The organism is Delftia sp. 11MD (assembly GCF_050907895.1).
Taxonomy (GTDB): domain Bacteria; phylum Pseudomonadota; class Gammaproteobacteria; order Burkholderiales; family Burkholderiaceae_C; genus Comamonas; species Comamonas tsuruhatensis.
Genome location: NZ_CP194333.1, coordinates 6369110 through 6382215, shown reverse-complemented (window position 1 = coordinate 6382215; position 13106 = coordinate 6369110). Strand labels below are relative to the sequence as shown.

Annotated in this window: 15 protein-coding genes; 4 read left to right on the top strand and 11 right to left on the bottom strand. The window is 60.7% G+C overall.

What is annotated here, in order from left to right; genetic code table 11:
- Nucleotides 1–29: 29 nt before the first annotated feature.
- The 3 genes from ACRSCF_RS29265 to ACRSCF_RS29255 form a co-directional block, all read right to left on the bottom strand.
- Nucleotides 30–719: a hypothetical protein gene (locus ACRSCF_RS29265; RefSeq protein WP_026062040.1), complete on the bottom strand. Its 690-nt coding sequence runs from the start codon at nucleotides 717–719 to the stop codon at nucleotides 30–32.
- A 140-nt stretch (nucleotides 720–859) separates the two neighbouring features.
- Nucleotides 860–1039 carry a hypothetical protein gene (locus ACRSCF_RS29260; protein ID WP_017404071.1) on the bottom strand — a complete coding sequence of 60 codons (180 nt, stop codon included), beginning with the start codon at nucleotides 1037–1039 and terminating at the stop codon, nucleotides 860–862.
- A gap of 57 nt (nucleotides 1040–1096) precedes the next feature.
- Entirely contained in the window at nucleotides 1097–1528 is a 432-nt protein-coding gene (locus tag ACRSCF_RS29255; RefSeq protein ID WP_017404072.1) for a DUF3717 domain-containing protein, read from the bottom strand.
- A gap of 508 nt (nucleotides 1529–2036) precedes the next feature.
- Here ACRSCF_RS29255 and ACRSCF_RS29250 point away from each other — a divergent pair.
- The 3 genes from ACRSCF_RS29250 (at nucleotide 2037) to ACRSCF_RS29240 (ending at nucleotide 3870) form a co-directional block, all read left to right on the top strand.
- Nucleotides 2037–2777, top strand: coding sequence for a TerC family protein (locus tag ACRSCF_RS29250; protein WP_016449385.1), 741 nt, complete (start codon nucleotides 2037–2039; stop codon nucleotides 2775–2777).
- 134 nt (nucleotides 2778–2911) lie between these two features.
- Nucleotides 2912–3370 carry a hypothetical protein gene (locus ACRSCF_RS29245; protein ID WP_016449386.1) on the top strand — a complete coding sequence of 153 codons (459 nt, stop codon included), beginning with the start codon at nucleotides 2912–2914 and terminating at the stop codon, nucleotides 3368–3370.
- A 152-nt stretch (nucleotides 3371–3522) separates the two neighbouring features.
- A complete protein-coding gene (locus tag ACRSCF_RS29240) occupies nucleotides 3523–3870 on the top strand; it encodes a phage holin family protein (RefSeq protein WP_012202791.1) in 348 nt (115 codons plus the stop codon).
- Here ACRSCF_RS29240 and ACRSCF_RS29235 read toward each other — a convergent pair.
- The gene (locus tag ACRSCF_RS29235; protein WP_016449387.1) at nucleotides 3844–5469 is read right to left on the bottom strand and encodes a M48 family metalloprotease; all 1626 of its coding nucleotides are present in this window, start codon (nucleotides 5467–5469) and stop codon (nucleotides 3844–3846) included. The genes ACRSCF_RS29240 and ACRSCF_RS29235 overlap by 27 nt on opposite strands.
- 156 nt (nucleotides 5470–5625) lie before the next feature.
- Here ACRSCF_RS29235 and moaC point away from each other — a divergent pair, with 156 nt between their 5' ends.
- Nucleotides 5626–6126 (top strand): cyclic pyranopterin monophosphate synthase MoaC, encoded by a 501-nt coding sequence (moaC, locus tag ACRSCF_RS29230; RefSeq protein WP_034366225.1) that lies wholly within the window; start codon nucleotides 5626–5628, stop codon nucleotides 6124–6126.
- 2 nt (nucleotides 6127–6128) lie between these two features.
- Here moaC and ACRSCF_RS29225 read toward each other — a convergent pair whose 3' ends face one another.
- The 7 genes from ACRSCF_RS29225 to sucD form a co-directional block, all read right to left on the bottom strand.
- Nucleotides 6129–7535: a sulfatase-like hydrolase/transferase gene (locus tag ACRSCF_RS29225; protein WP_158528274.1), complete on the bottom strand. Its 1407-nt coding sequence runs from the start codon at nucleotides 7533–7535 to the stop codon at nucleotides 6129–6131.
- Nucleotides 7536–7547: 12 nt separating this feature from the next.
- Nucleotides 7548–8312: a TfpX/TfpZ family type IV pilin accessory protein gene (gene tfpZ, locus ACRSCF_RS29220; RefSeq protein ID WP_279495516.1), complete on the bottom strand. Its 765-nt coding sequence runs from the start codon at nucleotides 8310–8312 to the stop codon at nucleotides 7548–7550.
- Nucleotides 8313–8486: 174 nt separating this feature from the next.
- Nucleotides 8487–9092: a pilin gene (locus tag ACRSCF_RS29215; protein WP_034366228.1), complete on the bottom strand. Its 606-nt coding sequence runs from the start codon at nucleotides 9090–9092 to the stop codon at nucleotides 8487–8489.
- A 223-nt stretch (nucleotides 9093–9315) separates the two neighbouring features.
- On the bottom strand, nucleotides 9316–10029 hold the full coding sequence (locus ACRSCF_RS29210; RefSeq protein ID WP_244387634.1) for an FHA domain-containing protein: 714 nt from the start codon (nucleotides 10027–10029) through the stop codon (nucleotides 9316–9318).
- Between the two features lie 248 nt (nucleotides 10030–10277).
- Nucleotides 10278–11060, bottom strand: a complete 783-nt coding sequence (locus ACRSCF_RS29205; protein ID WP_047474588.1) for a PP2C family protein-serine/threonine phosphatase — start codon at nucleotides 11058–11060, stop codon at nucleotides 10278–10280.
- A 294-nt stretch (nucleotides 11061–11354) separates the two neighbouring features.
- Nucleotides 11355–12047, bottom strand: a complete 693-nt coding sequence (locus ACRSCF_RS29200) for a TerC family protein (protein WP_016449393.1) — start codon at nucleotides 12045–12047, stop codon at nucleotides 11355–11357.
- Nucleotides 12048–12212: 165 nt separating this feature from the next.
- Nucleotides 12213–13106 carry a succinate--CoA ligase subunit alpha gene (gene sucD / locus ACRSCF_RS29195; RefSeq protein WP_016449394.1) on the bottom strand — a complete coding sequence of 298 codons (894 nt, stop codon included), beginning with the start codon at nucleotides 13104–13106 and terminating at the stop codon, nucleotides 12213–12215.

Below are 13106 nucleotides of genomic sequence, written 5' to 3'. Positions count from 1 at the left end.
CCGGGCACTGGCCCAAGCAAGCCACTGTCTCAGTCAGGCACCTGCATCCGGACGGCCTGGGCGAAGGACTTCACCGTCCAGCCCGCGCCCAGCAGCATGCGGCGAGTGGACAGCCGGTCCATGACATCGTCGGGCACATTGCAGCCCAGATGGATCAGCGACTTGCTCTCCGTGATGCCCACATAGCGGCCGTCATAGCTGCGCGCCAGATGGTTCCACAGGCCGTGTGCACCCGGCGACTGGCGTGCGCCGCTGACGAGGCAGGTGCCCGTATCGAGCACGCTGCGGTAGACGGCGCTGGCGATGCCGCGCCGCTGGTAGTCCGGCGCAAAGCGCGAATGGGGCGAGCGCACGCGGCGGTCGGTGCGCTTGTCCACTTCGACCAGGCGATTGAACACCGTGTAGCCGGCCAGGCAGCGCCGCTCCATATCCTCCACGTAGGCAAACCATTCGCCGTCGGCCTCCCGCCAGTGCAGCTGGAACTGCGGATCGTGAAGCGGACGTCGCTCCAGGCCGTGCAGCTTGTTGCCGGGCTGGTACAGGCGCTCATGAATGGCTTCGAGCTCGCCCTCCACCAGCGGCTGCATCACGTCGATGCGCAGTTCGGTGACGTGGTGCGGCCGCAAGCGGGCCGAGGCGCGATGCGCCGCGGCATCACGCAGATGGCGCCAGAGGGAGGAAAACGAGGGCCCGGCTGGGGCAAAGGCTAGACAGGTCACGGCAAAGCTCGCTTTGTCGGCAGGCCTTGTGGCCCGGCAGACGCGTGAAAACCCAACCGTCTTCAGTTTCAAGGTGAAGGCGGCGCAAGAAGAGCGGATTCAGTGAAGCGACGCTGCCCGGTTCCGCGCAGGGCAGCGCATCAAGACCGTGCGGCCTGTCTGGGGCCGATGTTCAGCCGCGCTGCATCGCGCTCGCGCAGGCGAGCGGCCGTGGCAGGCCAGGCCTTGCTGGCCGGCACGCGCGTGCTCCCCGCATCACTTGCCGTGAGGCGCATGCAGGGGCGGGGGCGGCGGTGGCTGGAAGCAGCGGTCTGCAGCATGGGGACTGATGTTAGGCCGCCTGCAACATCGCACTGGTTCGGTGCGATATACGGCAATCAGCCGGGTTTGCGCGATATGTCCGCGCGCTCGGCCGCACGCTCTGCATAGCGGGTAAAGCGCCAGGAGTCGCCTTCTGTCGTGATCCTGCGCCATACGGCGCGCTTCTGTGGTGGCTCCATGGCGGTCCACATCTGCACTTCGTCGAAGCTGCGGCCACAACCCTTGCATTTCTCGTCGCCCTGGCTGGTGGAGCAGATGGCGATGCAGGGCGTATCGGGGGTCGTGTCGTACCAGGCCAGCCAGGCTGCCATGGCGTGCGAGGGAAAGCCCTCAACCTGCACTTCGGTCTCATGCCAGAAGATCATCAGCGCGTACACCTCGGCCAGGGCCCGTACTTCGGGCTGCAGCAGCACACCATCCGGGGACGGGTGGCGCTCTCGCCAGTAGTTGATGGCGGCTTCGATATCGGTGATGTGCAGTGCGGTCATGGACGGGCAAGGGGAAGGGACAGCGATGATAAGGCGCATGCCAGTCCTCGGCCGGGCACTGCTGCAACACTCCATCAGCTTCAGGGTTGCTATGAATAGTGAAGCGTTGGGGGTAGATGTATAAAAGGAGTGCGGGATGTGTTGCTTGTGCTTTCCGTGGAATTGAAGGGTTTTTTCACTTGCGTGCCGCAGCGGCTTTGTGTTGCAATCCGCAGGTTCGAAGGGGAGTAGCTCTCTGCCGGCAGGGGTGTTTGCAAAGCCACCGCGCCGGCATCGGAATGGTCGTCAATACGAAGCGCAAGCTTCCGGCCTTCCGGGCTGCGGTGCATACCGCAGCCGAGCAAGACCTTTGATGGACCTGATGACGGTCGATCAAGGTGTTCTCCCCTGAGCCAGGCATGTCCTTGCCCGGGTAGGCGCTGTGTCGTCGCATCGGTCTTTCTGTGCTGGTGGGTGTTTCTCCAGGAGGGAGGAGTTTCCGCCGGCCGTACTCAACAGCGAGGACCTTATGGACTTGGACTTTCTGACTCACGCCCCGTTCTGGGTGGCCCTGGGCCAAATCATCATCATCGACATCCTGCTGGGCGGGGACAACGCGGTCGTGATCGCGCTGGCCTGCCGCAAGCTGCCGCCCGCGCAGCGCAAGAAGGGCATCATCTGGGGCACGGCTGGCGCCATCATCCTGCGCGTCATCCTGATCGCCTTCGCGATGACGCTGCTGGCGCTGCCCTTCCTGAAGTTTGTCGGCGCACTGCTGCTGGTGTGGATCGGTATTAAGCTGATTGCACCTGATGAAGATGGCCATGACAACATCCAGGGCAGCGACAAGCTGCTGGCGGCCATCAAGACCATCATCGTCGCCGACCTGGTGATGAGCGTGGACAACGTGATCGCCATCGCCGGCGCCGCACAGAGCTCGGGCGAGCACCAGCTGCTGCTGGTCGTGCTGGGTCTGTTGATCTCCATCCCCATCATCGTCTGGGGCTCGCAGCTCGTGATCAAGCTGATGGAGCGCTTCCCCATCATCATCGTGGCCGGCGGCATGCTGCTGGGCTGGATTGCCGGCGGCATGCTGGTCACCGACCCCGTCTTCGCCAATACGGAGAAGTGGGACTGGATGGTCAAGCTGCCCCAGACCGACATGCTCAAGTACGGTGCCAGCGTGTTCGGAGCCCTGCTGGTGCTGGCACTGGGCAAGTACATCGCTTCGCGCCGTCCTGCTCCCAAGGCGGATGCCCACGGAGCTTGATTTCCTGAAAAGTTGAGGTTGGCGCCGGGTTGGCCTGTCTGGCCTCCCGCGCCGATTCGCGACAATCCAGTGCAAGGGCGGCTTTGACCGCCCGCCTGTCCCACCCCGCAAACCCAGTTCGACAAGGACTTGCTTTGAACCCCATCATCGTCTACGTGGATGACGCTTCCTACGCTCTGCCTCTGGTCCAGGCCCTGGCCGCCTCGCCGCAGGCCCAGTCCTCGCACTGGTTGCTGGTGGCCTGCGCACCGCGCATAACCCACCGTGTCAGCAAATGGGTGAGCCACAGCGCACGCGAAAGCTGGCGCGGCAAGTGGGCCGACAAGCTGTTTGCCCAGTTGCTGCCGGTGTTCGGTGACAGTGCAGGCCGAATCACGCCGGTGCTGGCCAAGGGGCCGCTGGCCGAACTGGTGGCCCAGCTCCAGCAGGAGCATGGCGCGGCCCAGATCGTCGATGCGCGCCGCCCCAAGCAGGAAGCCACGGCCCCAGCCGTGGCGCCTGCAGCCCCGCTGGGCCGGCGCTGGAATCTTCCGGGAACGCTGGCGGCCATCGGCGCGCTGATGGGCTTGGTGTTCGAGGAAGCGATGGTCTAAAGGCTTGCATCTGCCTGGCTGCTCTGGTCAGGCGATCACTGTCAGGACGGCATCCCGGAAAACGGGATGCCGTTTTTCATGGAGTTCTCCGGTCCACGGTTCCCAGTGCGCCGCCTCAACCCGGATCTGCTGGCTGCTGCTATGCTGCCCGCATGAAAATCCTGATCAAATGGCTGCTCAGCGCCGGTGCCCTGCTGGTCGTGGCCTATCTCTATGGTGGCGTGCAGGTCAACAGCTTCAGCTCGGCCATGATCGCGGCGCTGGTCATCGGCCTGCTCAACGCGGTGCTGCGGCCCATCCTCGTGGTGTTGACGCTGCCCGTGACCATCGTGACGGTCGGGCTGTTTCTCTTCGTGGTCAACGGACTGATGTTCTGGGCAGCCTCGGGCCTGCTCAGCGGCTTTCATGTCGCGGGCTTTTGGGCGGCCATGCTGGGCGCGCTCATCTACTCGCTGCTGGGCCTGGCCATCGAGTCACTTCTCGCGCGCCTGTTCCCTTAGCAGCTCCTCCACGGCACGCAGCCGCGTGTCCACGATGGAGGCTTCAATGAAATCCACCTTGGGCCCGCCCTTGCGGGCCAGTTCCTGCGCTGCCTTGAAGCGATCCACCGCGGCCGCATAGTCGTAGTGCGCAACCTGGGCCTCGGCCTCGGCGCGCAGCGCGCGCAGCTCCTGGCCCTGAGAGCGCTGAACCTGGGCCAGCAGTTGCCAGGCGCTGGCATCGCGCGGGTGGTCCGTCACCCAGGTATGCAGCGGGCCTGCCATGCTGGCGGCGCCCTGCTCGCGCAGCAGGATCTGTGTGCGCATCAGCAGCTCGGGCCGGCGCACCGCACGGCTTTCGACCACATTGACGGTGGCCAGACTGGGGCCGCTTTCCGTTGTCTTGGCGGGGACGGATTCCGTGGGACTGGCCTGGGCAGGTGCGGCTGCAGGCAGGTAGAGCGGTGGCAACGCCTGCAACGCGGCGCCGGGCTTGCCGGCTGTCAGCTCCAGTTCGGCCTGCAGCAGCTTGGCCTGCCGCAGGGCGCCGGGATCGGCGGCCGTGGCCGCTTGAAGGCGCCCGGACATTTCCCGCGCCTCGGCCCAATCGCGCAATTGCACGGCGCTCAGTGTGGCGGCATACAACTGTGCCACCTGCTGGGTCGGGGTTTGGCTGCCAAAGCTGGTGGAGCGCGGCAGCTCGGCCCACTGGCGCAGCACGTCCACGCCCGGGCGCGACAGCACGCGGGCCCGTGCGGCCATCATCACGTGTTCCAGGGAAGGGGCGGGCGCGGGCGCAACGCCGCGCGGCAGGCGTGAATGCATGTCGGCCATGCGCTCCGTGGTCAGCGGATGGCTGCGCAGATAGGGCCAGCTGCCGTTGTCATTGAGCCTATTGGCCTGCTGCAGCTTGTCGAACATGGTGACAAAGCCCTGCGGCGCAAAGCCCGCAGGCGCCATCAAGCCATAACCCATGCGGTCGGCCTCGCGTTCCATGTCGCGAGAGAAGTTCAGCTGGTTCTGCACGGCCAGCGCCTGGCCGCCCATCATCATCGCCATGGCGGCATCCGGGCTGCGGCTGGCGGCCAGGGCGCCCAGGATCATCGAGCCGATCATCAGCGGCGTCTGCTTGCCCTGCTGGGCAATGAGCCGCGCAATGTGGCGCTGCGTGACGTGGCTCAGCTCATGCGCCAGCACCGACGCCAGCTCGTCGCGCGTGCTGACCACTCCGATCAGTCCCAGGTGCACTCCCAGATAGCCGCCGGGCAGCGCAAAGGCGTTGACCGAGCGGTCCCGCCCCAGCAGGATCTCCCAGGCAAAGCGCTCTTCCAGCTCGTCCGACAGCTCGCCACGCGTGCGCGCCGCATCAACCAGGTGCTGCCAGATGCCTTCCACATATTCCTGCAGAACGGCGTCGTCTATGTAGTCCGGATCGCGGTACAGCGAGCGGATGATGCGGTCACCCAGGCGCCGCTCGTCACTGGTCGTCGTGGCCGCGCCGTCGCCCAGCGTTGGCAGGCGCAACTGGGCCTGTGCGGGGGCATGCGTTGCGATGGTGAGGGACGCGGCCAGCAACTGCAGGCCAACGGCGAAACGTGTCTTCAGGCGTGATGGGCGCATGGGCAGGTAGGAGGCCAGAAGGCCGGGCCCTGCACCTTGATGCCGGGCGGTGGAACACCCCACTATGATGCCTCGGTTCGCCGAACGTTCACGGCAGGACTGACCAGCGTGTCAGGTCTGCCGTAGACCGGCCCGTGCATTTTTTGGAGTTGTGCCATGTCTTCCCTCACCCATTTCGACGCCCAGGGCCAGGCCCACATGGTCGATGTCGGCGCCAAGCCTGCCACCCACCGCATCGCGGTCGCCGAAGGCCGCATCACCATGCAGCCCGCCACCCTGGCCATCATCCAGAGCGGCACCGCCAAGAAGGGCGACGTGCTGGGCATTGCGCGCATCGCCGGCATCATGGCCGCCAAGAAGACCAGTGACCTGATTCCGCTGTGCCATCCGCTGGCGTTGACGCGGGTGGCTGTGGAGTTTGAGCTGTTGGCCGAGGCATCTGCCGTCCGCTGCATGGCCACGGTGGAAACGGTGGGGCCCACGGGCGTGGAGATGGAGGCGCTCACCGCTGTTCAGGTCGCCCTGCTCACGGTCTACGACATGTGCAAGGCGGTGGACAAGGGCATGGTGATGGAGGGGGTGAGGGTCGTGGAGAAGCGAGGGGGCAAGTCAGGAAGTTTGAATGCCGCTCATGCAGTAATCAAGTCAACGATATAAACCTACTGGACGGTGAACTGAAGCATGGGAACCTGATCGGCTTCAAATTGCATGCGGGCTGATTCGCTATTGAAGATGGGGGCATGATCTCCCACGACGACCACCTTGACCCCGTGCATTTTCTTGTCGTTGATCATTTCTGATAATTCTTCAAAGAATTGAGTGTGCAATTGATGGTAGGTGCACAGTTGAGATTCGTATATTTCTCCAAATGCCAGCTTGCAGATGCTCTCGCGGAAATTGCTTACATCTCTCTCATCATAAGGGGTGTGTGAATTAAGTGTCATCCAGTAGACAAATGTCTTCGGTGCTGATGAGAGTTTCTCTTTTGCTATGCTGAAAAGGTACTTGTCACAATATCCAGGGAATGAATAGCATTCTGTCTTTCGGGATATTGGAAGAATTTCCTTGAATATCATTTCGTGAAATCCGACTACTGGATACCATTCCAGTCGTCCATACATGGTGCTGTGGGCGCCGTGCAACGATACCGTTTTGTAGCCTTTGGAGTGAAGCAATGCGGGAAGGCATTCTCCGACTGAATTTTCGTCGCTGGATATGTTCTTGAATTTCAGTTTTGTGGGAATCTTTCCGCACAGCTCGCGAAATTCGCCGAATATGGTGGAGCCTACGGCGTGTATACTTCCAGTTTGAATATGGGATGAGTGAGGGTTGGATGTTATCGCTGTAATCTGTTTTTCCAATATGGAATTGTCTTTTGGTTTTCCCCAGGATTCAGTAATTATGAGAAGTATTTTGTCGGGCAGGGGCCCGGAAAGGGAGAGAGACGCTGCGGAAGGCTGGGTTATCTTGTGATACTCCACATTGTCATTGCTGGTGAGGAAGAACGCCTGCTCGTTCAATGCCTGCAAATTTCCTATGAAATAGGAAGAACTGCCAAAAATGAGGTCACTGCGATCAAGGTATGAGGGATGGGTGAAGTTTCCTTCACGAAATGAAAATGCCCCTTGGAGCAAGGCCAGTAATATACCTGTGGTGAACACACGCTTCCAATTGATTGATTCCAGAAGCTTGATGGATTTGATGAATAGTAGTGCTATTATTCCGGAGCAGACAGCCAATGCTGCCAAGTAGGAAGGCTTGGCCTCAAAGGCAAAGCTTGTAATCGTGCTTATCTGTGAATAGTTGAAAAGGTAAAATACTTTTGTCATTCCCAGGAATATTTCCTGAGAAATAGAAAATATGAAGGCGGCTGATCCGATCCACTTGAAGCCAATCGCCACGAGAAAGAAGGATAGAAATATCTCCGCGCTGATGAAATATCTCTTATAGCCAAAGTGTATGGATATCCATTGAAACAATCCATTCAATGCAATAAATATTGCAAGGAGTAGCCATTTCGGTGCATCAATGGTTTGAATGATATTCTTGAGGTTTTGGAGAATCATGGCTCATGATGGTTAGAATCCATCGACAGGCGCAAAGGATTTTATTTCGGCTGTTCGGGAATCAATGAAGGCAACCCATTCCAGGCTTCGAAAACTGGTCAATGGCAGCCATGCCAGATATTGTTCCGAAAGCCCGCTGTCTCTGATCGCTTGATCAATCAATTGATGTTGGGTGGGATGCTTATTCCTCAGTAATTCCACTTTCTTGGCCCTCTCCAGCACCGCTGCCTTGCTCATTTCATAAGGCTGCCACCAATCGGGTCGCATGGATGGATCGATTCCGGCCAAAGATAAATCAAGGCTTTCCAGAAATTCCTGTCCTCCTTGGGGTGTTCTTGTGCCGATGATCCGGGGACCCATCCATGGCAGAACCTGTAATCCACCTTGTCTGGGTTGTAGTTTTTCTGGTGAGATATCTGCTGCAGTGATGACTCGAAAACGATCTGTCTCAAAAACTGTATATACCGGCCTGGCCTGGCTCAAGGTGAAAAGGCCATAGATCAGTGCTGCCAGCTGGAGTATCATGACCAGGCTCAGATCCTGAATAAGTTCGCGTCGAGGCTTGCGAGGATTGAAAACAATGGCAGTGAGTGCTGGGCCGCATATGACATCTACACCAATGATCAGCAAGAAAAGGCTCCTGCCGCCAACCAGCTCGCGGTAGGGGAAAGGAAACCACAGCCAAAATACCAAAAAGGCAATACCTGTTGCAATAGCTGAACTAGCAAGGAGATGCAAGCTTGCTGCACGCAAAGCGCTTTTTACTCTACTGTCCACAATTGTGTGTGATTTAAAATATGTAGAATGCTGGGCCACAGCATTGCGAGGCAAGGAAATCTATTTCCTTGCATCTTCGCGGTTTGTAATTTGTAAAAAATGCAAAAATATCTGTTTTTGATAAAAAAAGGAGCGCAAAGCGCTCCTTTTTATCTATCGAAAAATATTTCGATATCAGCGGCATTCAGCAGGGGAGTACTTTGCCAGAACGCCGATGTCGAGAGGTGTGAAACCACCGCCCAGACGGCGACCAGTGGACAAAGCAGTCGTCGCAGTCTCGCCAACACAAGCCCAGTCAAGAGCACCAGATTTACCCGCAGCCCATGCGGTCGGCAGAGTTACGGCAGCTTCACTTGCAGTGCCTGTGCGCATACGAGGATACAGTTGCAGCAAAACGCGGCTACCCAGGCTGCCGACATTGGCCGCATTGTAGCGAATTGCGATATGTTCAGCTGCAGCACCAGTGGCGGACGAGCCAGCAAGAGCAGAAGTGCCGTTGTCGCTGAAGAACACAGCGTTTACAAACTTGGAATTTGCGCCCGTGCCGCCTGCTTGTGCGTTCCATGTAGCAACAAAACGTTGATAGTCATTCAGGCTGGCAACTCCGTCGGTAGCCAAGCCAGAACGGGCTGGCTGTGCAAGGCCGAGGCCTTCAGTGATACGCGAGCGCACCGTGTAATCCTGATAAGCCGGCAGCGCAACGGCTGCCAAAATGCCGATGATCGCCACGACGATCATCAATTCGATCAAGGTAAAACCTTGCTGGATGGAACGCTTCATGAACTTCTCCTCATAGGGGTTGATTGCATGCTCTGTCGAGCAAGAGCCGTGCCAGCTGTGCTGGAGGGACCGAAGGTCCTTGCAATGTAGGGTTTGGTTGCAACTTACACGGTTGATGCGCATTCTCTGACAAATTGATCCAAGTTGCGTGACATTTTTGTCAAGGATGGTGAGCTTGCTAAAAATGCATTGGCGTAGCTTGTCAGTAGATCAAGCCGGTCCTTCAGGCCACCAGGAACTGCATCTGGGTGCCAGCGAGTTCCAGCGTGTCGCCATGCTGCAGCGGTGCAGCGCGGCGGCCGATTTCCTGGCCGTTGAGCTTGAGGCTGGGGGCGTCGCCTTCCAGCTGGGCCAGCACGAAGCCGTGGTGCTTCTGGGTGATGGAGGCCACGGCCACGCCGGGCTTGCCCAGGGTGGTGACGACCTTGACCAGGGGGACTTCGCGGCCGGCGGCGTTGCCGTTGAGCATGCGGATGGCGGCCTGGCGCGTGGCCAGGCCGGCCATGGAGGGGGGCAGGGTGTGGTCGAAGCCCGAAGGGGTCTCCGAGCTGAACTGCGAAGGCAGGTCCGCTTCGGCCAGCGGGGCGGGGCGGGTGGCCTCGACGGCGGCGGCAATGGCGGCAAGGGCCGAGCGCGAGGAGGCGCTGGCCTGCTGCTGGACGAAGCGGATCTTGTACTTGCCGATGTCCAGTAGGTCGCCGTGGTTCAGGGTCTGGCGCAGTATGGGCTGGCCGTTGACATAGGTGCCATTGGTGCTGCGCAGGTCTTCGATGATGACGGCACCGTCGACGATGCTGAGCACGGCATGCTCCCCGCTGACCGCGAGGTTGTCGATGACGATGTCGTTGTAGGGGCGGCGTCCCAGCGTGGTGCGCTCCTTGGTCAGCTGCACTTCCTTGATGACGGCGCCGTCGATGGAGATGACCAGGGTCGGCATGCTCAAAATTCCTTTGTTATGCCCGGCTTGCACTGCACTGGGTGATCCGGAGCTGGGGTCTATCCAACTATTATGTCTGCGGCCCGGGCACGCCGGAGTCCGTCATCGTATTTGATACAGGCTATGGCTTGTCTTTGACCGATTGTTGGGTGCGCAATCATTTTTGACAATTGGAACCTGGGGTTTCTGCGCACGCAAGCGCGTCCATCGGATGGGTTCTGCCGTCGATCCCTGCGCTCTGTCTGGGCTCAATCGATGGCAGCGCAGGCGGCAGAGGGCGGGTTGGCCTGGAGTTCGATGAGCGCTGCGCTGATGTTGTCGTTTCCGCCTGCTTCATTGGCGGCCGTGAGCAGCGAGGTCAGCAGCACGGGCAGCGGGCTGGACTGCTTGAACAGTGCGGCAATGGCGTCGTCATCGAGCATGTCGGTAAGGCCGTCGGAGCACAGCAGGATGCGGTCGCCAGGCTGCAGCGGCCATTCATTGAAGTCGGGTGTGACGTCCTGGGTCACGCCCAGGGCCTGGGTGAGCAGGTGGCCCAGGCCGGACTGCCGGGCTTCGTGGTCCTGGATGCGGCCTGCGTCGATTTCTTCCTGGAGCCAGGTGTGGTCCCGGGTCAGGCGCAGCAGTTGGCCATCGCGCCATCCATAGGCCCGCGAGTCGCCGAGGTGGGCCAGCATCAGCAGGCCGGGCAGCAAAGCGGCTGCGATGACGGTGGTGCCCATGCCGCGGCAGCCGGGTGTTTCCTGGGCGGCGGTGAGGATGGCGGCGTTGGCCAGGTTCAGGGCATTGGCAAGTGACTGCTGCAATTCCTGGCGGGCCTGCGGCGTGTTGGCCACGGGCGCCTCGGTGGTGGTGCTTTGCAGCGCCACGGATACCAGACTAATGGCCATGGCGCTGGCGACTTCGCCGGCGTTGTAGCCGCCCATGCCATCGGCCAGCACGGCAATGGGCCAGGGCTGGGCGCTGGGATGGATGGTGACGGCGTCCTCGTTGTTGTCACGGCGCCGGCCCACATCGGTGCGTGCAACCATGGCGCAGTACTGGGCAGGAGCTTCCTGCCGGGTGGGTTGGTCCGGGATTTGGGGGGCGCTGGGCATGGTGGCAAAGGACGGATTCGGCGGTGGTGCCATCAGTCCCTGGTGTGCAGATGCAATGGTGAAGACCGGTGCACAGCGTAAATGAAAACAGTGCGCGCAAGTGCCCGGAATGCGCGGGCGCAACGGCTCGTCAGCTTGACGCCACATCAAGATGGGTCCTCGCAAAGCAAAAACGCACTGCCGGGGCAGTGCGTTCGTGATGCGGCGAAGGTGCTGCCTGCGGCAGCGTCAGGCCTGGGCTGCGTGCTTTGCGCCTGAGCGCGCCTGCAGGAACTTGCCAATGCCCACGACCAGCACGGCGCCGGCTGCGGCCGCCACATAGTGCAGCCAGGGGTGGCTGATGGCGTAGCCGTGCAGCAGGCGGTCGTTGACGATGGTTTCTCCGCCGACCCAGCCGATCAGGGCGGCGCCCAGCGTGATGATGACGGGGAAGCGCTCCATGAGCTTGATCATCAGCGTGGAGCCGAAGATCACCAGCGGGATGCTGATGGCCAGGCCCAGGATCAGCAGGACCATGTTGCCCTGGGCAGTGGCGGCCACGGCGATCACGTTGTCCAGGCTCATCACCAGATCGGCGATCAGGATGGTGCGGATGGCAACCATCATGCTGCCATGGCCCTTGGATTCGCCTTCATCATCTTCTTCGCCGGTCAGCAGCTGCAGGCCGATCCACAGCAGCAGGCAGCCGCCCACGATCTGCAGGAACGACAGCTCCAGCAGCTTGGCCGCGACCACGGTCAGGATGATCCGCAGCACCACGGCGGCGCCGGAGCCGAACATGACGGCTTTCTTTTGCTGTGCGGGAGGCAGCGAGCGTGCTGCGAGGGCGATGACGACGGCGTTGTCGCCAGACAGGATGATGTTGATCCAGACGATTTTCAACAGGCCGATCCAGAAATCGGCGCTTTGCAGGTATTCCATGGTTTCTCCGCTGTTATGAGTTGAAAAGCGCCAGGGCGGTAGCCTCTGGCGCTTTTTCTTTTTTGGAGTCGTCAGTGTAGGGCGGACTTGCCGCCTTACCGATTCGTAATTCTGCGTAATTTCTTCCTGGGGCGAACCCTGGATGTCACGCAGAACCGGTGCCGCTTAGATCAGGCCCTTGAGCAGGCGGCCCATTTCGGAGGGATTGCGGGTGATGACGAAACCGCACTCTTCCATGATGGCCAGCTTGGCGTCGGCCGTGTCGGCGCCGCCGGAGATCAGCGCGCCGGCGTGGCCCATGCGCTTGCCGGGAGGGGCGGTGACACCAGCGATGAAGCCGACGATCGGCTTCTTCATGTTGTCCTTGCACCAGCGGGCAGCTTCGGCTTCGTCGGGACCGCCGATTTCGCCGATCATGATGACGGCGTCGGTGTCGGGATCGTCGTTGAAGGCCTTCATCACGTCGATGTGCTTGAGGCCGTTGATCGGGTCACCGCCGATGCCCACGGCCGACGACTGGCCAATGCCCAGTTCGGTCAGCTGAGCCACGGCTTCGTAGGTCAGCGTGCCGGAGCGGCTGACCACGCCGACGCGGCCCTTCTTGTGGATGTGGCCGGGCATGATGCCGATCTTGATCTCGTCGGGCGTGATCAGGCCGGGGCAGTTGGGGCCCAGCAGCAGGGTGCGCTTGCCGCCTGCAGCTTCCTTGGCGCGCATCTTGTTGCGCACTTCCAGCATGTCACGGACAGGGATGCCTTCGGTGATGCAGATGGCCAGGTCCAGGTCGGCTTCCACGGCTTCCCAGATCGCGGCGGCAGCGCCTGCGGGGGGAACGTAGATCACGGAGACCGTGGCGCCCGTGCCTTGTGCGGCTTCCTTGACGGAGGCGTAGATTGGCACGTCGAAGATCTTTTCGCCGGCCTTCTTGGGGTTCACACCGGCCACGAAGCAGTTCTTGCCGTTCGCGTACTCGATGCATTTTTCCGTGTGGAACTGGCCCGTCTTGCCCGTGATGCCTTGGGTGATGACCTTGGTGTCTTTATTGATGTAGATAGACAT

Coding starts and splice junctions, on each gene's coding strand:
- ACRSCF_RS29200 (WP_016449393.1), bottom strand. CDS start 12,047: ATGGAATACCTGCAAAGCGCCGATTTCTGGATCGGCCTGTTGAAAATC.
- ACRSCF_RS29210 (WP_244387634.1), bottom strand. CDS start 10,029: ATGCCGACCCTGGTCATCTCCATCGACGGCGCCGTCATCAAGGAAGTG.
- ACRSCF_RS29225 (WP_158528274.1), bottom strand. CDS start 7,535: ATGATTCTCCAAAACCTCAAGAATATCATTCAAACCATTGATGCACCG.
- sucD (WP_016449394.1), bottom strand. CDS start 13,106: ATGTCTATCTACATCAATAAAGACACCAAGGTCATCACCCAAGGCATC.
- ACRSCF_RS29260 (WP_017404071.1), bottom strand. CDS start 1,039: ATGCTGCAGACCGCTGCTTCCAGCCACCGCCGCCCCCGCCCCTGCATG.
- moaC (WP_034366225.1), top strand. CDS start 5,626: ATGTCTTCCCTCACCCATTTCGACGCCCAGGGCCAGGCCCACATGGTC.
- ACRSCF_RS29215 (WP_034366228.1), bottom strand. CDS start 9,092: ATGAAGCGTTCCATCCAGCAAGGTTTTACCTTGATCGAATTGATGATC.
- ACRSCF_RS29235 (WP_016449387.1), bottom strand. CDS start 5,469: ATGCGCCCATCACGCCTGAAGACACGTTTCGCCGTTGGCCTGCAGTTG.
- ACRSCF_RS29240 (WP_012202791.1), top strand. CDS start 3,523: ATGAAAATCCTGATCAAATGGCTGCTCAGCGCCGGTGCCCTGCTGGTC.
- ACRSCF_RS29205 (WP_047474588.1), bottom strand. CDS start 11,060: ATGGTTGCACGCACCGATGTGGGCCGGCGCCGTGACAACAACGAGGAC.
- ACRSCF_RS29250 (WP_016449385.1), top strand. CDS start 2,037: ATGGACTTGGACTTTCTGACTCACGCCCCGTTCTGGGTGGCCCTGGGC.
- ACRSCF_RS29255 (WP_017404072.1), bottom strand. CDS start 1,528: ATGACCGCACTGCACATCACCGATATCGAAGCCGCCATCAACTACTGG.